Below are 19,968 nucleotides of genomic sequence, written 5' to 3'. Positions count from 1 at the left end.
GATCGGCGGTGCGTCCGATGGCAAGGAGGATTAGTATGCGAGCGTTGCCGCATAGGGCGCTGGCAGGGACAGCAGCTGCAGGCGGCAAGCTGGCGCCGCGCCATCCCACTCCGCCAGCGGCAAGCCCGCGCACTTGAGCGCCGCCTCGCGCGCCGTCCACGCCTGGGCCAGGGCCAAAGGACGTTGAGCATCGGGTAACGAAGCCAGCTCCAGCGTCACCTGCGGCCCCAGGTAATCGCGCGCCACTTGCCGCCAGTCGGGAATGTCCTGCACGCGCATCACGTCGATGCCGACGGCCCCATGCAGGTGGATGGCGGCCAGCGACCAGCCGTCGTCATGGCTGAACGACAGGCCCGCCGGGCGGCCTGCCAGCAGCAGGCGGGGAGGGGCGCCCGGCGTAGACTCCAGCGAAATCGCATCGATGTCCATCTTCAGCCAGCGCGCCACCGCCTCGCGCACGGCGGCGCGGATGCGCAACCGGGCTTCGGCGCGCGGCAGGACGGCGGCGATGCCGATCGCCAGCACGTCGTCCGCCGACCACAGCACCGTTATATCCATCAGCTGCGCAGCGGCGCCGCCGGGCAGCCGGCCCAGTTGCTGCCAGCAGGGATGTGTTCGCCCTTCATCACCAGGGTCAAGGGGCCCAGGCGTGCATTGTCGCCCACCTTGGCGCTGTACAGCACGGAGCTGCGCGGGCCCATGTAGACGCGCTGGCCGATCTCCACGTGGTCGATCTTCATCACGCGGTCTTCGAACAGATGCGTTTGCGGGCAGGTGAGGGCATTCAATTCGCTGTAGTCGCCGATGTGCACGCAGTCGAATTCCGTGATGTCCGTCGTGTCCATGTAGACGCCGCGGCCGATCTTGCAGCCGAATAGGCGGAAGGCCAGCGGCAGCCACGGCGTGCCGCGCAGGTAGCGCATGAAATTGGGCACGGCGATGCCTTCGTACAGATTCGTCACGCCTTCCGAAATCCACACGAACGGCGTCCACATGGGCGCCGCGTGCTTGCGGTAGCGTCCCAGCAGCAGCCACTTGAACAGCACGACGACGAGGAAATTGCCGATGCCGTAGGCGATGCCGGCAATCGCCAGGTCGCCCACGACTTCGCCCCAGCGTCCCGCGCCCGCGATGGGCATCACGTCCAGCACCAGGGTGTAGCCGACGGCGATCACCACCGCGTGCGGTGCGACGATGCGGAACGCTTCGATCAGGCTGCGGCCCAGGCGGCGCAGCACGGACGGCTTGAACGTCAGGTGCTCCGCATAGCCGCTGACCTGTTCGCGCGCGGGCAAGTGCATGGGCGGGGAGCCCAGCCACGTGTCGCCGCTGTGCATCTGTTCATTACGTGGCGCATGCGTGTGCACGCCGATCAGCACGTGCTCGGGCAGCACGGTGCCGTCCGGGATATAGCTGCCGTTGCCGACAAAGCTGCGGTGCGAGATGACGGTGGGGCGCATGGTCATCCAGCCGCCGTCGATCTGCTCGTCGCCCAGCATGACGGCGTCGGCGATGAAGGTGTCGTCGCCCAGGGTCAGCATGTCGGGCACCACGCCCAGCGCCGTGGAAATCTCGGCACCCTTGCCCACCTTGGCGCCCAGCAGGCGGTACCAGTAGGGCGCGTAGACGGTGGCATAGATGCCGTGCAGGACGTTCAGGCTCGATTCCTGGATATGGCTGACCAGCCACTTGGCGCAATAGATATTGCTGTGCACGGGCGAACTGCCCGGCTTCAGGCGGGGCAGCGCGCCCCAGCGGATGGCGGCCGACAGCAGGGCGGTGAGCACGATCAGCACGGCGCTGGCGGGGAAGGCCAGCAGGAAGTAGCGGGCCAGCTGGGTCGTCACGTCGCGGCCCTGCAGCCACGGCATCATTTCGCGCTCGTCGAACCAGTCGATCAGTACGAAGCTGGGGAAGACGGGCATGAAGAACAGCACGGCGATCAGGATCATGCCAAAGCAGAAGAACAGGGTTTCGCCCGTCAGGCGCAGGCGCGAGACGGCGGGGCGCGGCGGCTGGCTGGCCGGGTCGTAGGGGCCGATGTCGCGTGCGGGCGAACCCGTGTACACGCGCCCGGCCGGCACGGCGGCGCCATCGGCCAGCGCCGATTGCCCCTCCAGATGGCCGAAGGCGCCCACTTGCGTGTTGCCCTCCAAAATCGCGTAAGAGCTGATGCAGGCGTCGTCGCTGATGCGGATCTGGCCCAGCAGCAAACGGCCCCGTTCCACCCGCGCGTTTTCAAAGTTGACGGCATTGCCCACGCTGACGTTGTCGCCGATGGCCAGCAAGTCGGGGGCGCGCAGGGTCATCGAGCCGATGACCACTTCCTTGCCCACCTTCGCGCCCAGCGCGCGCAGCCACCAGCTGTTCAGCGACGAGCCGCTGAGCAGGTAGGCGGGCGCCGATTCGACCAGGCGGTCGGCCAGCCACCAGCGGTAATACGTGACGCCCCAGAGCGGATAGCTGCCCGGCTTCAGACGCCCGGCGATCAGCCACTTGCCGCCGATGGCGATGGCAAATTCGGCCAGGGTCGCCAGCAGGAACACGCCGATCGAGGCGGCGATGGCGCGCGGCACCGTGTCGCCCGTATCGCCCGTGAAGAAGTGATAGGTGAAGAACGGCGCCATCCACTGCGCCATGCGCAGGGTGACGAGGCCCGGCACGGCCGCCGCCTGGGCCGCGCCGCAGGTCCAGCGCTTCCAGGCCGATGGCGGCGTCCATTCCGCTTCCGGCGTGGCCAGCGCGGGCGCTTCATTGAGCACGGCGGCGATCTTGCCGATCTGCCGGTTCTGGTAAATGTCGCGCACCGTCATGTGGGCGTAGGCCGGATTGGCGCGCAGGCTCGATGCCAGGCGCGCGGCCAGGAAGGAGTGGCCACCGAGGTCGCTGAAAAAATCCAGCTGGCGCAAGATCGCCTGGCCGGGGAACAGTGCCGCCAGCGCCGCGAACAGGGCTGCTTCGGCCGGCGTTTCCGGCACGTCCGATTCGCCCGCCTCGCCGGCCGGCGGCGCCGACAGGGGCATGGCTTTCAAGGCCTTGCGGTCGATCTTGCCGGAAGTGAGGCGCGGCATCAGCGGCAGCAGTTCGAAGCGGCCCGGCACCATATACGGCGGCAAATGCAGGTTCAGGGCCGCGCGCAGGGTTTTTGCCGCCAGCGCATCGTCGGGCGCATCGTCGCTGCCCACGATGTAGGCCACCAGCTGGTCGATGCCGTCATCCTTGCGCAGCAGGACGGCCACCGTGCCCACACCGGGCTGTTGCGCCAGCACGGCTTCGATCTCGCCCAGCTCCACGCGGAAGCCGCGGATTTTCACCTGGTCGTCGGCGCGGCCCAGGCACAGCACCTGGCCGTCCGCATCGATGCGCGCCAGGTCGCCCGTGCGGTACAGGCGCGCATCGTCGTCGCTGGTCGCCCAGGGATTGGGCAGGAATTTTTCCACCGTCAGGTCGGGCCGGCCCAGGTAGCCCTCGGCCAGGCCGGGGCCGATGATGCACAATTCGCCCGTCTCGCCCCGTGGCAGCAGGGTCAATGGACGGTTTTCTCCCGCTTCGGCCACTTGCAGCACCAGCAAGCCATAGTTGGGCAGCGGCGTGCCGATGGTGACGGGTTCGCCGGGCCGCAGGCGCGCCAGGCTGCACGAGACGGTCGCCTCCGTGGGCCCATAGGTGTTGAACATGGCGCGGCCCGGGCGCGACCAGCGCTCGACCAGCGATTCCGGGCACATCTCGCCGCCCAGGTTGATCAGGCGCAGGCTGGGCACTTCCTCGGCGAACAGGGCCAGCAAGGTCGGCACCGCGTGCAGAACGGTGACCTTGTTTGCGGCCAGGGCGCGGGGCAAGGCTTCCGGATCGCCCGAAATGTCCTTGGGGCCCAGCCACAGGGTGGCGCCCACCAGGTAGGCGATCCAGATTTCCTCGAACGACATGTCGAAGGCGACGGAAAATCCCTGGTAGACGGTGTCGTCTTGCGTCACTTCCAGCACGGCGTTTTCGCTGCGCAGGAAGTGGCAGATGCTGCGCTGGGAAATCAATATGCCCTTCGGTTTGCCCGTGGAGCCGGACGTGTAGATCACGTATGCCGGGTGTTCTGGCAGCACGGCGCCGCGCGCGGGCAGCGCTTCGCCCGGCGCGGCGGGGGCCAGCAGGCTTTCCGCCGTCCACACGGGGCGGCCCATGCCGGCCTGCGCCAGGCGCGGCGCGAACTGCGCGCAGCTGACGACGCCCGCGCCGCTGGCGTCATCGAGACACACCTGCAGGCGTTCCACGGGCGTGTCTTCATCGACGGGCAGCCAGGCAGCGCCCGCCTTGGCAATGGCCGCCTGCATCAGCAGCAGGTGGGCGCCGCGCGGCAGCCACAGGCCCACGATGTCGCCGGGCTGGACGCCGGCGGCCACCAGGCGCGACGCGGCCAGGCTTGCCTGCGCATCGAGTTCCGCATACGTGATGCGGCGCGCGCCGTCGATCAGGGCGATCTGCTGCGGGCAGCGGCGGGCGGTCGCCTCGAGCAGGTCGGCCAGCACTTCCTCGCGCAGCAGATCCGGTCGCGGCGGGCCGTACAGGATGTCGGCGTGGGTGGAAGGAATGCCTGGGCTGACTGCGGTGAAATCGTTCATGAATGACGCTTATCTGTAATGCTGTGTGAGGAATCTGACGGGCTGCGCGCGTTGCGCAGCACAGTTGATACATTACAGCACGCAAGACATTTCAGCGTTGCAGAACGGGGAATTTTGCGGGGCTTTCCGAAATTATGTTGCCGCCGGCTTCATTGTCATGGTTACGGAATGTAAAACGGGGAAACATGGCACCGATTTGCGCCAAGGTCTGCGGCGCCGGATAGCCGTGCAGGGGGCGGCCGGCCAGCGCCGCATCCTGGCAGCCTTCGGCCCGGAACTGCTGCAGCACGTAGTTGCTGACGCCTTTCGCGGCCAGGGTGGCGGCCAGGGCCAGCAGCTGCGCATCGGGCAGCAGGTCCGGGTGGGTAGTGGTGCGGCATTCATGGGCCACGCCGCTGGCGAGGATGGCGTCCAGGCAGGCGCGCGCCGGCTCGCCGCTGCCCGCCACGCGGGTCACAAGACGATAGTCGCTGAACGGCGCCTTGATGTCGAACCCCACCCAATCGACGAGGGGCAGCACTTCCTGCAGGCGCTGCGGATAGATGCAGGCCGTGTGCAGGCCGATGCCGAAGCCCAGCGCCTTGACGTCCTGCATGGCGCGCGCCAGGCCCGGGTCCATGCACGCCTCGCCGCCGCTGAAGACGACGGCGTCGACCAGGCCCACGCGGCGGCGCAGCCAGGTCAAGACGTCGCGCCAGGGCATGGCGCCGTCCGGCGTGCGCGGCTGCAGATGGGGGTTGTGGCAATAGCCGCAACGCCAGGGGCAGCCCTGCACGAAGACGACGGCCGCCAGCTTGCCCGGATAGTCGGTGGCGGAAAAGGGCGTCAGGCCGCCCACTTTCAGTTCAGCCGCCATGGCAGGCGGGCTGGCCGACCCGGGCGCTCGCTTCCGTGAAATACTGGCGCTCGTGGAACTCGCCCTGCTTGCCGATGTTGAACGAGGCGACGGGGCGGTGGTAGCCCATCACGCGGGTCCAGATTTCGCAGCGCTGGCGTTCCGTATCGAGCAGGGTGATGGCGGGAGTGAAGTCGGGACGTGCATTCATGGCGTTTCCTCAAGTGATGGAGCAGGTTGGGCTTGCTTACGGGCAATGAGCTCCGCGTCGCAGGTGGGACAGAATTCATGCTTGCCGGCCAGGTAGCCGTGGCGCGGGCAGATGGAAAACGTGGGCGTGACCGTGATGTAGGGCAGCGAAAAGCGGCTCAGCGCGCGTTTCACCAGTTCGCGGCAGGCGTTGGCGTCCGACAGCGCTTCCGTCATGTACAGGTGCAGTACCGTGCCGCCCGTGTACTTGCGCTGCAGCGCGTCCTGCAATTCCAGCGCCTCGAACGGGTCGTCCGTGTGGCCCACGGGCAGCTGCGACGAGTTCGTGTAATACGGATTGTCGACAGTGCCTGCCTGCAGGATGGCGGGATAGCGCTTGCGGTCTTCACGGGCAAAGCGGTAGGTCGTGCCTTCGGCCGGCGTCGCTTCCAGGTTGTACATATGGCCCGTCTCTTCCTGGAATTGCACCATGCGGGCGCGCACGTGGTCGAGCAGGCGCACTGCCAGCGCATGGCCTTCGGGCGCCGTGATGTCATAGGCGTCGCCGCTGAAATTGCGGATCATTTCGTTGATGCCGTTCACGCCCAGGGTGGAAAAGTGGTTGCGCAAGGTGCCCAGGTAGCGCTTCGTGTAGGGGAACAGGCCTTGCTGCATCAGCTCCTCGATGGTGCGGCGCTTGATTTCCAGGCTGGCCTTGCCCAGCTCCAGCAGGCGGTCCAGGTCGGCCATCAAGGCTGGCTCGTCGCCGCGCCACAGGTGGCCCAGGCGCGCGCAATTGATCGTCACCACACCCAGGGAGCCCGTCTGCTCGGCGGAACCGAACAGGCCATTGCCCCGTTTCAGCAGTTCGCGCAAGTCCAGCTGCAACCGGCAGCACATGGAGCGGATCATGTTCGGCTTGAGTTCCGAATTGATGAAGTTCTGGAAGTAGGGCAGGCCGTAGCGGGCCGTCATCTCGAACAGGCGTTCGGCATTCTCGCTGTGCCAGTCGAAATCCTCGGTGATGTTATAGGTGGGGATGGGGAAGGTGAACACGCGCCCCTTGGCGTCGCCCGCCATCATGATCTCGATGTAGGCGCGGTTGATCATGTCCATTTCCGCCTGCAGCTCGCCATAGCTGAAGTCCATCTCGCGGCCCGCGATGACGGGAATCTGCTCGCGCAGGTCGTCCGGGCAGACCCAGTCGAAAGTAAGGTTGGTGAACGGCGTCTGCGTGCCCCAGCGCGATGGCACGTTGAGGTTGAAGATCAGCTCCTGCATGTATTGGCGCACGTCTTCGTAGCGCAGGCTGTCCTTGCGGATGTAGGGTGCCATATAGGTGTCGAAGGAGCTGAACGCCTGCGCGCCGGCCCATTCGTTTTGCAGGGTGCCGAGGAAGTTGACGATCTGGCCGATGGCGCTCGACATGTGCTTGGGCGGGCCCGATTCGATCTTGCCCGGCACGCCATTCAAGCCTTCATGCAGCAGGGTGCGCAGCGACCAGCCCGCGCAATAGCCGGCCAGCATGTCGAGGTCGTGGATGTGCAGGGCCGCTTCGCGGTGCGCTGCGCCCACTTCCGGCGGGTACACCTGGTCCAGCCAGTAGTTGGCGATGACCTTGCCCGATACATTGAGGATCAGGCCGCCCAGGGAGTAACCCTGGTTGGCGTTGGCGTTGACACGCCAGTCGCGCCGCTCCAGGTATTCGTTGATGGACGCGGCGACATCGACCTGGCCGCGCGGGGTGGAAACTGCATTCGTCGTCATGAAACCTCCAATAAACACAACATGCGGTGTTTTTATTGAGATTAATGACTAAATGTAGTGGCGTCAAAGGGCGCGTGCAGTGGCGTGACAAATCCTTGATGCAAGTGAAAAAAGCGCGGCGGTTTATTTTTTCGCGCGCCACTGGCGCAGGATGACGCAGCCCAGGCCGAACCAGGCGGCGCCGCAGACGGCGATGCTGATGACGGAGGCGGGCAGCACGTGCATCCAGATTTCCAGCGGCGAAAACGTGCTCCAGCTGGCCACGCGCGCGTCGAAGGTGACGTAGTTCGCCAGCAGCCAGTAGGCGGCCAGCAAGCCCGTACAGATGGCGGCCTGGCGCGGCACGGACATGGCGCGGCGCGCGAAGACGGCCAGCAGGAACAGCAGCAATACGCCCGGATACGCGCCCAGCACCTCGGGCGACAGGATCGAGAGCGTCTCGGCGTCATAGCCGTCGGCGGGGGCGGCCCACTGCACCTGCAGCACGGTGAGGAACAGGGTCAGCAGGAAGATCAGCAGCGGTTTGCGGGGCATGGTGGTCAGCGGAATCGGGTAAGGGGACGGGCATTTTACAGCCAGGTCAAGCAAGTCGAACGCGCGCCAGCCATGCATGCATTCCTTCACCTGCGTCAAGGACTGGGCGGCATGGGCGGGGCTATAGTCTGCACCCTGAGCCGATACAGGACTGTGAACATCATGATGCTTGAATCAACCCCCGCCACCCGCGTGGCCGGACCGCTGGAACTGGTCTGTCCCGCCGGCAGCCTGCCTGCCCTGAAAGCGGCCATCGACAATGGCGCCGACACCGTCTACCTGGGCTTTCGCGACGCCACCAATGCGCGCAATTTCGCCGGCCTCAATTTCGATGAAAAGGCCATCGCCGAGGGCGTGCGCTACGCCCATCAGTACGGACGCAAGGTGCTGCTGGCGCTGAACACCTATCCGCAGCCGCACAACTGGGCCGTGTGGCGCAGCGCCATCGACCGCGCCGCCGATGCCGGCATCGACGCCATGATCGTCGCCGATCCGGGCCTGATGGCCTACGCGGCCCAGCACCAGCCGCAGCTGCGCCTGCACCTGTCCGTGCAGGGATCGGCCACCAACTACGAGGCCATCAATTTTTACCATGAACACTTCGGCATCGCCCGCGCCGTGCTGCCGCGCGTGCTGTCGATGGCGCAGGTGGAGCAGCTGATAGCCAAGACGGAAGTCGAGATCGAGGTGTTCGGCTTCGGCAGCCTGTGCGTGATGGTCGAAGGGCGCTGCGCATTGTCGTCGTATGCGACGGGCGAGGCGCCGAACACCCACGGCGTCTGCTCGCCGGCGAAATCCGTGCGCTGGCTGGAAACGCCGAATGGCCTGGAATCGCGCCTGAACGGCGTGCTGATCGACCGCTACGCGCCCGGCGAAAACGCCAGCTATCCCACCCTGTGCAAGGGGCGTTTCGAAGTCAACGACGAAGAGTATTACGCGATCGAGGAACCGGCCAGCCTGAATACCCTGGCGCTGCTGCCGCAACTGATCGCCATGGGCGTGCGCGCCGTGAAAATCGAGGGGCGCCAGCGCAGTCCCGCCTACGTGGCGCAGGTCACGCGCGTGTGGCGCGAAGCGATCGACGCCTGCCGCGAAGGCAATCCCCGCTATGCCGTCAAGCCGGGCTGGATGGCGGCCATGGACAAGCTGGCCGAGGGCCAGCAGCACACGCTCGGTGCCTATCATCGCTCCTGGAAATAAAGGAAGAATATGTTAAAACTCTCTTTGGGTCCTTTGCTGTACTACTGGCCGCGCGCCACGGTCTTCGAGTTTTACCAGCAGATCGCCGGCACCGCCGTCGATATCGTCTACCTGGGCGAAACCGTCTGCTCGCGCCGGCATGAAGTGCGCCTGGCCGACTGGCTCGATATCGCCGACATGCTGGCCGCTGCCGGCAAGGAAGTGGTGCTGTCGACGCAGGCGCTGATCGAGGCGGGTGCGGAACTGGCGACCCTGCGCCGCATCACGGGCAATGGCCGCTACGGCGTCGAAGCCAACGACATGGGCGCCGTGCACTGCATGGAAAAGGGCGTCGCCTTCGTCGCCGGTCCCCACCTGAACCTGTTCAATGGCCCCAGCCTGCAATTGCTGGCGCGCTTGGGTGCGCGGCGCTGGGTGATGCCGCTGGAAATGGGGCAGGCGGCGCTGGCTGAAATGCAGCGCCAGAAACCGGACGGCCTGGAGACGGAGGTATTCGCCTACGGCCGCATGCCGCTGGCGTTTTCCGCGCGCTGCTTCACGGCGCGCAACCGCAACCTGCCGAAGGACGATTGCGGCTACAGCTGCCTGGAAGAGCCGGACGGCCTGCTGCTGCGCACGCGCGACGAAGTGCCGTTCCTCGTGCTCAACGGCACGCAGACGCAGTCGGCGCTCGTCTACAACCTGGTGCGCGAACTCGACGCCATGCGCGACATGGGCGTGGCGGTGGCGCGCATCAGCCCGCAGGCCATGCATACGGAACAAGTCATCGCCATCTTCGACCGCGCCCGCCGCGGCCAGGTCAGCGGCATCGGCGCCCAGGCGCAGCTGGCGGCCTGCCAGCCGGCCGGCGCCTGCGACGGTTACTGGCACGGCCAGCCTGGCATGGAACAGCACGCCGCTCATTGAACGCATCGAAAGGACACACCATGCAAGATCAACTGGAAAGACTGCCTGTCCCGGCCCGGCCCGGCATCAGCAAGCCCGCAGCGTCGTACCGGCTGCCCGAACCGCTGGCCGAACTGCTGTCGAAGCTGCCGCCGTATCCCGCTTCGTGGCTGTTCGTGCAAGGCTTGAACCGCTTGCTGGCGCCGCAGTTGCCCGACGACGTGCGGCGCAGCCTGGAAGGGCGCAGCTTGCGCCTGCGCCTGCTCGATGCGGGCATCGCCTTCGATTTCGAGTGGCAGGGCACGGTGTTCGTGGCCGAGCGCTATGCCGATGTGCCGGACCTGTGCATCGCCGCCAGCGTGCATGATTTGATGCTGCTGGCGCGGCGCCAGGAGGATCCGGACACCCTGTTCTTCAGCCGCCGTCTGAGCCTGGAAGGCGATACGGAACTGGGCCTGCTGTTCAAGAATACGCTCGATGCCATCGAGCTGCCGCCGTTCGACCTGCAGGCGCTGGGACCGCGCCGCGTGCTCGCGCATCTGCGCGACCGGGGCGCGCGGGAAGGGTAGGCGGAGCGGGAGGAGCGGAGCAGGGCGGTGGCAGGCGTTCAGTGGCGGCAGTGGCCGCAGGCGCCGCTGCAGGAGGGCAGTTGTTCCTCGTCGGAGGCTTCGCCCATGAAGCCGGCGTCGTTGACGGCCGCCAGCAGGCGCTCCTGCGTGGCCAGCCGCTCGTCGAATTGCACCGTGGCCCCGTGGCGCGCCAGCGAGACGCACACGGTGGCCACGCCTGTGACGGCTTCGAGCGCTCCCGTCAGCCTGTCGGCGCAGCCTTCGTGATCCATACCGATGATATTCAAGCGTGCTGTTTGCATGTATCCCTCTTGTTTTTCAAATAAAAAAACAGCGTAGGCGAGGGCTGCGCATGCCGTCCAGAGCAGCACGCAAGATTTATTTGCTATTTGCGCTTTTGTTGATCTGTATTAACTCCAGGCCCCTGGGACCCGCCTGAAACTGCTGTTGTTTTATACACAGTTGCCCTATTCCAGTCGACAAGCGCAGCGTGCTGCGCGATACTGTCATTCTGATAAGAACGCTGATGAAAGCGCTGGAAAGGAGGGGCCATGCAGCGCCGCCCCCTGCTCATGCTTGCCGGCCTGTGGCCGTTGCGCGCGGCGGCCGCGGGCCCGTCGCCGCCGCAGCTGCTCGTGTATCCGCGCCACCAGGCGCTCAGCGATCCGCAGCAGGCTTATGTGACGGCCCTGCTGCAGCGGGCGCTGGCCCGTTCGGGCCACGCATATGCCTTGCGCCGTTCGGAATTGCGCATGGTGCAGACGCGCGCCATGCAGGAAATCGCCACGGCGTCGGGCAGCGTCGACGTCGTGTGGGCCATGACGAGCCGCGCGCGCGAGACGCATTTGCTGCCGGTGCGCATCCCCATCGACCGCGGCCTGATCGGCTGGCGCGTGGCCCTGATCCAGGCGCGCCAGCCGCAGCTGCTGCGCGACGTGCGCAGCATCGCCGCCCTGGCGCGGCTGTCGGCGGGCCAGATGCGCGACTGGCCCGATTGCGCCATCCTGCAGGCAAACGGCTTGCGCCTCGATACCTCGAGCACCTACGAGGGCCTGTTCCAGCAACTGGCGGCAGGGCGCATCGATTACTTTCCCCGTTCCGTGATCGAGGCGCAAAGCGAGCTGGCCAGCCATGCGCAACTGCCGCTGGCGCTGGACGCCCACCTGGTCATCCGCTACCCGGCCGCGCTGTACTTTTTTGTCGGCAAGCACAGGCCGGAACTGGCACGCCATATTGAAATCGGACTGGAAACCATGTTGGCCGATGGCAGCTTCGCGCAGCTGTTCCAGCAGCATTTCGGCCGCCTGGCGGATAGCTTGCAGCTGCCCCGGCGCCACGTGCTGGAGCTGGTCAATCCGGACTTGCCGGAGGCCACGCCGCTGGCGCGCAAGGCACTGTGGTATCGCCCAAAACATCACTAATGGTTTTGTTGATTTGTGTCAAACAACCGTTTCAATCGTGCGCTCGATGTTTGATAAAACGCAAGGCGTGTTCAACAGAACACCTGTTGACACTTATAAATTTTTCACCGAATATGATTCCTCGTAACAACATTTCCCCAGCGCAGGCCTCCATGTCCCGTGCTGCGCGGGACCCCGTACGCCCGTTCAACCGCCAGCGTCTGCCAGCCCGAGAACGGGTCACCATCCGTCTCTTTTCGAAGGTTTGTCCATGCTCGATTCGATCGCGTCGGTATTGCACCAGGTTCCGGAATTGGCCTTGTTCCTGGCGCTGGCCCTCGGTTACGCGGTCGGGCAGATACGCTTCGGTCCCATCCAGCTGGGCGGGGTGTGCGGCACCCTGATCGCCGCGCTGCTGATCGGCCAGCTGGGCATCACCCTGGACGCCAGCGTCAAGAATGTCTTCTTCATGCTGTTCATCTTTGCCCTCGGCTATGCGGGCGGTCCCCAGTTCTTTGCCAACCTGAATGCCAAGGGCTTGCGCCTGGGGCTGCTGTGCCTGATCGAAGTGGTGGTGGTGCTGGCGCTGGTGCTGCTGGCCACGCGCTTCCTGGGCCTGGACCAGGGCACGGCGGCCGGCATGATGGCTGGCGCAGCGACGGAATCGGCCGTCGTCGGCACGGCCACGGACGCCATTTCCAAGCTGGCGCTGCCGGCGGCGCGCATCGCCGAGCTGCAGGCCAACGTGGTCACCGCCTATTCCATCACGTACATCTTCGGCCTGATTGCCATCGTCATCGTCACCAGCCAGATCTTTCCGCTGCTGCTGCGCGTCAACCTGCGCGAGGAAGCGGACAAGCTGTGGGAAAAGATGGGCGGCGCGCAGACCGATGGCGACGGGGTGCAGGCAACGCCGGAAATGGTGGGCCGCGCCTATCGCATCAGCCGGGGCGCGGGACGCCGCCTCGATGCCCTGCAGCATATCTTCGCGGGCCGCGCCAGCATCACGCGCGTGCGCCGCCATGGCAAGGTGCTGGTCCTGGAACCGGCACTGCGCCTGCGCAACAATGACGAGGTGCTGGTGATCGGCCACCGTCCCGCGCTGGTGGCGGCCGAAGCCATCCTGGGCGAAGAATTTGCCGACACGACGGGCCTGAACATGGCCGTTTCCGCCGTGGAAGTGGTGCTGCAGCAGGCGGCCCTCGTGGGCCAGCCCTTGCGCCAGCTGGCCTTGCCGGCCGGCGTGCATGTGGCGGCCGTCATCCGCGGCGAGCACAGCATGCCGCCGCTGCCTGATCTTTCCCTGCAGCGCGACGACGTGCTGCGCCTGTACGGCACGACGGAAGGGCGCGAGCTGAACACGGCGCTGGCCGCCATCGGCAAGCGCGTGCCCACGGGCGAGCGCAGCAATATCGTGTATGCGAGCATCGGCATCGTGCTGGGCGTGTATATCGGCGGCTTTACCGCCAAGCTGGGGGGCATTCCCTTTTCGCTGGGCACGGGCGGCGGCGCCTTGCTGACGGGCCTCGTGTTCGGCTGGTACCAGGCGCGAAAACCGGGCATGCCGGGCATTCCCCCCAGCGCGCTGGACATGATGAAAGATATCGGCCTGGCCACCTTCATCGCCTGCGTGGGCCTGGCATCGGGGCCGCAGGCAATCGACCTGATCCGCCAGTACGGCCTGTCGCTCCCCTTGATGGGCATCTTGATCGCCGTCATCCCCGCCTCGCTGTCCTTGCTGGTCGGCCACTTTTTCCTCAAGCTGGAAGCGCCCGTGCTGCTGGGCGCCATTGCTGGTCAGCAATGCAGCACGCCTGCCCTGTCGGCCGTGCAGAATGCGGCCGGCAATTCCACGCCCTTGCTGGGCTACACGATTACGTATGCCATCTCGAACGTGGTGCTGCCTTTGCTGGGGCCCCTCATCGTGGCCCTGGCCGGGTCGGTGCACGCGTAAGCCGTCCGCCACGGCGGATGTAACAAGAATTCCTTCAACATGAAAGGCGGTCAGCATGGAATGGTTGCACGAGTTATTCAAGAAGTCGCCTGAAATTGCCTTGTTTCTCTCCCTGGCAGCGGGTTACTACATCGGCAAGATCAAGTTCGGCTCGTTTCAGCTGGGCGGGGTCGCCGGCTCACTCCTGGTGGCGGTGCTCGTCAGCCAGGTGGGCGTCGCCATCGATCCCGGCGTCAAATCGGTGCTGTTTGCGCTGTTCATCTATGCGGTCGGCTATGAAAGCGGACCGCAGTTCTTCAATTCCCTGGGCCGCCAGTCCGTGCGCGAAATCATCCTGGCCGTCGTGCTGGCCGTGACGGCGCTGCTGACGGTGGTCATCATGGCCAAGATCTTCGGCCTGGACAAGGGCCTGGCGGCAGGCGTGGCGGCGGGCGGCCTGACGCAGTCGGCCATCATCGGCACGGCCGGCGACGCCATCACCAAGCTGGGCCTGGCTGCCGACGAGGTGGCGCGCCTGCAGGGCAACGTGGCCGTCGGCTATGCCGTGACGTATGTGTTCGGTTCGTTTGGCGCCATCATCGTCTGCGTCAACATCTTGCCCAAGCTCATGGGGCGCACCATCCGCGAAGATGCGATCAAGGCGGAAACGGCGCTGCAGGCGGGCGTGCAGGTGCTGGGGCCGGGCCAGACGCCGGCCGCGCCCGACCTGATCGGCCGCATCTACGACGTGGGCCCGGGCGCCGGCCGCTCCGTGGCGGACATCGAGAGTGCCCATCCGAACACGGCCATCACCATCGAGCGCGTGAAACGCAATGGCCAGATCATCGACGTCAGCCCCGACCTGGTGCTGGCAGCCGACGACATCGTGCTGCTGGTGGGCCGGCGCGAAGCGATGCTCAGCGTGTCTTCCCAGCTGGGCAAGGAATTGCATGCCGTCGAAGGCATGGAACTGGTCATGCAGCGCCGCGACATGGTGCTGACCAACAAGATTTACCACAACAAGACGGTGGGTGAAATCCGCAGCGCCACGGCGCCGGGCGTGCGTCACGGCATCTTTGTCGTGCAGCTGAGCCGCATGGGCAAGATCCTGCCCATGCAATCGGAAACCGTGGTGCAGACGGGCGACGTGGTGACCATCTATGGCGCCGAGCAGGACGTCAAGCGCGTGGCGGCCGAAGTGGGCTACATGATCGTGCCGAGCGCCAAGACGGACTTCGTCTACATGGGCGCCGGCCTCGTCGTCGGCCTGCTCGTGGGCTTGCTGGTGGCGCGCATCGGCTCGATTCCGCTGACCCTGGGCAGCGGCGGCGGCGTGCTGCTGTCGGGCCTGGTCTTCGGCTGGTTCCGCGCCAAGCGCCAGACGTTCGGCTACATGCCCAGCGGCGCCGTGCAAATCCTCAAGGACCTGGGCCTGGCCGGCTTTGTCGCCGTCGTCGGCCTGACGTCGGGCCTGCAAGCGGTGGAAACCGTGCGCGAACACGGCCTGACCCTGTTTGGCGTGGGCGTCGTCGTGACCATCCTGCCCATGATCCTGACCATGCTGATCGGCCGCTACATCTTGCGCTATGACAACGTTGCCGTGTTTGCCGGCGCCTTGTCCGGTTCGCGCAGCGCCAATCCCGCGTTTGGCGAAGTGCTGAATGCGGCGCAAAACTCGATTCCCACCGTGCCATTTGCCATCACGTATGCGCTGGCCAACGTTTTCCTGACCTTGCTGGGCCCCCTGGTGGTGGCCTTCGTCTGAGTCGGGCGTATCTGCAGGACCCGAGCCGCCTGTGCGGGGCTTTCCCCAAATTGTTAGTTGATAAGGAGTAGCAGAAATGGATTTCAGTAACCCAGCAAAACTCGCGCTGTTGAGCCCATTCGAATTGAAGGATGCGCTGATCCAGACGGCCAAGCAAAGCAACCGCCTGATGCTGAACGCAGGCCGCGGCAACCCGAATTTCCTGGCAACCACGCCACGCCACGGTTTCTTCCAGTTCGGCCAGTTTGCCATGACGGAAGCGGAACGCTCCTATGTCTACATGGAAGACGTGGGCGGCTTCCCCACGCGCGAGGGCATCGAGGCCCGCTTTGAAATCTTCGTGCGCAAGCATGCCGATACACCCGGCGTGCACTTCATCGAGGCGGCCGTGTCGTATGTGCGCGACCAGCTGGGCCTGAGCGCCGGCGACTTCATCTATGAAATGTGCGAAGCCATCCTCGGCTGCAACTATCCCGTGCCGGACCGCATGCTGCGCCTGTCCGAGAAGATCGTGGGCCAGTATATTCACCGTGAAATGGTGGGCGACCATCCTTTCGTCGGCAACTTCGACATGTACGCCGTCGAAGGCGGCACGGCGGCCATGACGTATCTGTTTTCCAGCCTGAAATCGAACCACATCATCCAGGAAGGCGACACCATCGCCCTGGGCATGCCGATCTTCACGCCGTACATCGAGATTCCCCAGCTGAACGACTACAAGCTGAACACCGTGCACATCGATGCGCCGCAATCGAACAATTGGCAATTCACCAAGAAAGAGCTGGACAAGCTGCTCGATCCGAAAGTGAAGGCCTTCTTCCTCGTCAACCCCAGCAATCCGCCATCCGTCAAGATCGATGACGAGACCCTGGAATACATCGCCAGGATCATCAAGAAGCGTCCGGACCTGATCATCCTCACCGATGACGTGTATGGCACGTTTGCCGACAATTTCGTCTCGCTGTTCGCCATGTGCCCGTACAACACCATCCTCGTGTATTCGTTCTCGAAATACTTCGGTGCAACGGGCTGGCGCATGGGCGTGGTGGCCACGCACGAGAAAAACGTACTGGACGACAAGATTGCCAAGTTGCCGGAAACCATCAAGAAGCAGCTGGACGCGCGCTACCATTCCATCACGACGGAGCCCCGCCAGCTCAAATTCATCGACCGCCTGGTGGCCGACAGCCGTACCGTGGCGCTGAACCACACGGCCGGCCTGTCCACCCCCGTGCAGGCGCAGATGACCTTGTTCTCGCTGTTCTCGCTGATGGATGAAGAGCAGAAGTACAAGCAGTCGATGAAGCGCATCGTGCTGCGCCGCAAGGAAGCGCTGTACCGCGAACTGGGCTTGCCGATGGTGCACGACGCCAATTCCGTGCGTTACTACCACCTGCTGGACATGGAATCGCTGGCCGCGCAGATGCATGGCGAGGAATTCTCGCAGTGGCTGCTGAAAAAGCTGAAACCGAACGAGGCGCTGTTCCGCCTGGCCGAGGAAACGGGTGTCATCCTGTTGCCGGGCCGCGGCTTCGGCACCACGCATCCGTCGGGCCGCGTGTCGCTGGCCAACCTGAACGAATACGACTATGCGAATATCGGCCGCGCCATCCGTGGCATGGCATCCGAGTTCTTTGCCGTGTTTGAAAAGGAAAAGGCGGGCAAGGGCGCCAAGAAGCCGAAGAAATAAACGGCAAGCGGACGCACATTGACTGACGCCAACGGGCGCCCCGCAAGAGGCGCCCGTTTTGACGTGTCAGCGGCAGTAAGCAATAGTGCAGGCTGAAATAGACATCCTTGCATATAATTGCTATTGTGAAAGTATAAACATGGCAATCCCGTGCTTTCCCCTCATTCATTGACTGGACGCTACATGGGCAGATTGCAAGCACACATCTCATTATTACTGGCCACCGCCGTGGGCGCGGCCATGCCGGCCCTGGCGCAACAGCCGGCCGGCGCGCCGCTGAGCTTTAACGAAGCGCTGCAGCAAGCGGCTGCGGCCTCGGGCGCCGTGCAGGGCGCCGCGCTCGACGTGCGCGCGAAGACACTCAAGGCCGAGGCGCTGTCGAATATCGACGGCCCGTCCGTGGACTTGACGGCGTTCCGCGGCCGCTTGTCGACGGACTTGAACATCGATACGAGCGGCCTGTCCGGCGTCGTGGGCGGCATCGAATCCGTGCTGCCGCCCATTCCCGGCTTGCCTACGCCGCACATTCCCAATTCCCTGAACCGCGAAGTGGTGACGGACCTGACTTCGTTCGGCTTGCTGGGCATGTGGCCCATCTACACGGGCGGACGGCTGGACGCCGTCAAGGGACTCGCTTCCAGCCTGACCCTGGCCGCGCAGGCCGAGCGCACGGAAGCGGAAGAGCAGCTGGCCACCCTGGTGGCGCAGCGCTATTTTCAATTGCTGCTGGCCAAGCGGGTGGTGGCCGTGCGGGCCGAAGTGACGGCCGGCGTGACGGAACACCAGCGCGACGCGGCCAAGCTGGAAAAGGGCGGCCTGATTTCGCGCGCGGAACGCCTGCGTGCCGACGTGGCCCTGGACGGCGCCCGCAGCGACGAGGCGCAGGCGCGCAGCGATGAGGAAATCGCGCAGGTGGCGCTCGACCGTTTGCTCGCCGTCAATACGCAAGTGCGTCCCAGCACGCCCCTGTTCGTCAACAGCTTGCCGGTCGGTACCTTGCAATCGTTTATCAGCACGGGCATGCGCGAAAACGCGAACTGGAAGAAGATCGACAGCAAGCGCGTGCAGGCCGAACAGGCGTTGAAGCTGCACGGCAAGGAATATGCGCCCACCGTGTTTGCCATCGGTAATTACAATTTAAACCGCGGCAACGAAAAGCTCGTGCGCTCGAACTGGGCCATCGGCCTCGTCGTGTCCGTGCCGCTCGTGCACCGCATCAATACGGGCAAGATGATCGCTGCCGCCAAGCTGGACCAGGAACGGGTGGAAGTGGTGGCCCGCCAGGCCGAGCGCGACATTCCCACCCTGATCGAAAAGAACTGGCGCGCGCTGGAAAACGCCCGCATCCAGTACCTGTCCACGGCGTCCTCGGTGGAGCTGGCGCGCGAAAATATCCGCCTGCAAACCGTGGCTTTCCAGCAAGGGCAAGTGACGTCGCTGGAAGTGGTCGACGCGCGCCTGAACCTGGCCAAGGTGGAAACGCAGCGCGCGCAGACAGCCTATAACTATGTGATGGGGCTGGCGCAATTGCTGGAAGCGACGGGCGAGACGCAGCGCCTGGGCAGCCTGGCGGCAGCGGCCGACATCCAATTACCTGTGGACACCAAATAATGAGCACATCCAAAAAACCATTGGCCATAGTCGGCGCCGTCATTGTCCTGGCCTTCGTGGGCTGGGGCCTGTACCAGGCGTTTCAGCCGCAGCGCCTGCCGTTGCAGGGGCAGATGGATGCGCAGGAAGTCAATGTGTCGTCGAAAGTGCCGGGCAGGGTGGGCGAGCTGTATGTCAAGCTGGGCCAGACTGTGCCGAAGGGCCAGGTGCTGTTTCAGCTGACGAGTCCGGAAGTGGACGCGAAGATCGCGCAAGCGACGGCCGCCACGCAGGCGGCCGATGCCGTGGCGAAGAAGGCGGAAGCGGGGGCGCGGCCCGAGGAAATCACGGCCGCGAAAGCCAACTGGGAACGGGCGCAGACGGGCGCCACCATCGCCCGCACCACCTTTACCCGCGTCAATAATATGTTCGAGCAAGGCGTGATTGCGCGCCAGAAACGTGATGAAGCGGAAGCGCAATGGCGCGCTGCCGACCAGCTGGCGCAAGCTGCCCGTGCGCAATATGACATGGCGCAAAAGGGTGCCCGTCCGGAAGACAAGACGGCCGCGGCCGCCCAGGCGCGCCAGGTGGGCGCCGTGCTGACGGAAGCGCAGATCGCGCTGGCGGAAACGAAGATCGCTGCGCCAGTGGCAGGCCAGGTCAGCAAGATCCAGATACAGCCCGGTGAACTGGCGCCGCAAGGTTTCCCCGTCATTACCCTGGTGAACCTCGACGACGCCTGGGCCGTGCTGCAAGTGCGCGAAGATGAAATGGCCGCGTTTGCCATGGGCAGCACGCACACGGCGAACGTGCCGGCCCTGAAACAGCAGCTCAGTTTCAAGGTCAGTTCCGTGGCCGTGCTGCCCGATTTTGCCACGTGGCGCGCGGCCCGTCCGGGCGGCACGGACTTGCGCACGTTTGAAATCCGCTTGCGTCCCGCCATCAAGGTCGAGGGCTTGCGTCCGGGCATGTCGGTCGTGTTTCCGCCGCTCTGATCG

General features: G+C 65.1%; 16 protein-coding genes. 9 read left to right on the top strand and 7 right to left on the bottom strand.

Annotation, left to right across the window (positions count from 1 at the left end; genetic code table 11):
* Positions 1-30: 30 nt before the first annotated feature.
* The 6 genes from VPH41_RS16745 to VPH41_RS16720 all read right to left on the bottom strand — a co-directional run bounded on the left by VPH41_RS16745 (position 31) and on the right by VPH41_RS16720 (position 8,016).
* On the bottom strand, positions 31-558 hold the full coding sequence (locus VPH41_RS16745; protein ID WP_328570855.1) for a 4'-phosphopantetheinyl transferase family protein: 528 nt from the start codon (positions 556-558) through the stop codon (positions 31-33).
* Entirely contained in the window at positions 558-4,613 is a 4,056-nt protein-coding gene (locus tag VPH41_RS16740) for a Pls/PosA family non-ribosomal peptide synthetase (RefSeq protein WP_328570854.1), read from the bottom strand. Before VPH41_RS16740 ends, VPH41_RS16745 begins: the two co-directional genes overlap by 1 nt.
* A gap of 91 nt (positions 4,614-4,704) precedes the next feature.
* Complete coding sequence (locus VPH41_RS16735) at positions 4,705-5,469, bottom strand: anaerobic ribonucleoside-triphosphate reductase activating protein (protein ID WP_328570853.1); 765 nt, start codon at positions 5,467-5,469, stop codon at positions 4,705-4,707.
* Positions 5,459-5,659, bottom strand: a complete 201-nt coding sequence (nrdD, locus tag VPH41_RS16730; protein ID WP_092712624.1) for an anaerobic ribonucleoside-triphosphate reductase — start codon at positions 5,657-5,659, stop codon at positions 5,459-5,461. Before nrdD ends, VPH41_RS16735 begins: the two co-directional genes overlap by 11 nt.
* Complete coding sequence (locus tag VPH41_RS16725) at positions 5,656-7,404, bottom strand: ribonucleoside triphosphate reductase (protein ID WP_152282674.1); 1,749 nt, start codon at positions 7,402-7,404, stop codon at positions 5,656-5,658. The genes nrdD and VPH41_RS16725 overlap by 4 nt, the downstream gene beginning before the upstream one ends.
* Before the next feature lie 123 nt (positions 7,405-7,527).
* Positions 7,528-8,016, bottom strand: coding sequence for a hypothetical protein (locus tag VPH41_RS16720; protein ID WP_328570852.1), 489 nt, complete (start codon positions 8,014-8,016; stop codon positions 7,528-7,530).
* An 84-nt stretch (positions 8,017-8,100) separates the two neighbouring features.
* On the opposite strand from VPH41_RS16720, the gene ubiU reads away from it, so the two are divergent.
* The 3 genes from ubiU to ubiT are packed head-to-tail and all read left to right on the top strand — an operon-like array spanning position 8,101 to position 10,592.
* Positions 8,101-9,138: a ubiquinone anaerobic biosynthesis protein UbiU gene (gene ubiU / locus VPH41_RS16715; RefSeq protein ID WP_413541530.1), complete on the top strand. Its 1,038-nt coding sequence runs from the start codon at positions 8,101-8,103 to the stop codon at positions 9,136-9,138.
* 9 nt (positions 9,139-9,147) lie between these two features.
* Positions 9,148-10,044, top strand: coding sequence for a ubiquinone anaerobic biosynthesis protein UbiV (gene ubiV, locus VPH41_RS16710; RefSeq protein ID WP_152256092.1), 897 nt, complete (start codon positions 9,148-9,150; stop codon positions 10,042-10,044).
* Positions 10,045-10,064: 20 nt separating this feature from the next.
* Positions 10,065-10,592 (top strand): ubiquinone anaerobic biosynthesis accessory factor UbiT, encoded by a 528-nt coding sequence (gene ubiT / locus VPH41_RS16705; protein WP_287778666.1) that lies wholly within the window; start codon positions 10,065-10,067, stop codon positions 10,590-10,592.
* 38 nt (positions 10,593-10,630) lie between these two features.
* Here the strand turns inward: ubiT and VPH41_RS16700 are convergent, their stop codons facing one another.
* Positions 10,631-10,894 carry a heavy-metal-associated domain-containing protein gene (locus VPH41_RS16700; protein ID WP_071078113.1) on the bottom strand — a complete coding sequence of 88 codons (264 nt, stop codon included), beginning with the start codon at positions 10,892-10,894 and terminating at the stop codon, positions 10,631-10,633.
* Positions 10,895-11,143: 249 nt separating this feature from the next.
* On the opposite strand from VPH41_RS16700, the gene VPH41_RS16695 reads away from it, so the two are divergent.
* The 6 genes from VPH41_RS16695 (at position 11,144) to VPH41_RS16670 (ending at position 19,965) form a co-directional block, all read left to right on the top strand.
* Positions 11,144-12,013, top strand: coding sequence for a transporter substrate-binding domain-containing protein (locus VPH41_RS16695; RefSeq protein WP_328570851.1), 870 nt, complete (start codon positions 11,144-11,146; stop codon positions 12,011-12,013).
* Between the two features lie 250 nt (positions 12,014-12,263).
* Complete coding sequence (aspT, locus tag VPH41_RS16690; protein WP_328570850.1) at positions 12,264-13,946, top strand: aspartate-alanine antiporter; 1,683 nt, start codon at positions 12,264-12,266, stop codon at positions 13,944-13,946.
* A 55-nt stretch (positions 13,947-14,001) separates the two neighbouring features.
* A complete protein-coding gene (gene aspT / locus VPH41_RS16685) occupies positions 14,002-15,690 on the top strand; it encodes an aspartate-alanine antiporter (protein WP_152282679.1) in 1,689 nt (562 codons plus the stop codon).
* A 76-nt stretch (positions 15,691-15,766) separates the two neighbouring features.
* Positions 15,767-17,380 (top strand): bifunctional aspartate transaminase/aspartate 4-decarboxylase, encoded by a 1,614-nt coding sequence (locus tag VPH41_RS16680; protein WP_152282680.1) that lies wholly within the window; start codon positions 15,767-15,769, stop codon positions 17,378-17,380.
* Between the two features lie 183 nt (positions 17,381-17,563).
* Positions 17,564-18,991 (top strand): TolC family protein, encoded by a 1,428-nt coding sequence (locus VPH41_RS16675; protein WP_328570849.1) that lies wholly within the window; start codon positions 17,564-17,566, stop codon positions 18,989-18,991.
* Positions 18,991-19,965, top strand: a complete 975-nt coding sequence (locus VPH41_RS16670) for an HlyD family secretion protein (RefSeq protein WP_328570848.1) — start codon at positions 18,991-18,993, stop codon at positions 19,963-19,965. The genes VPH41_RS16675 and VPH41_RS16670 overlap by 1 nt, the downstream gene beginning before the upstream one ends.
* The last annotated feature ends 3 nt before the right edge of the window (positions 19,966-19,968 follow it).

The sequence above is a fragment of the Janthinobacterium sp. P210006 genome, assembly GCF_036231885.1.
Taxonomy (GTDB): domain Bacteria; phylum Pseudomonadota; class Gammaproteobacteria; order Burkholderiales; family Burkholderiaceae_D; genus Janthinobacterium; species Janthinobacterium violaceinigrum.
This window is presented reverse-complemented; position numbering and strand designations above follow the sequence as displayed.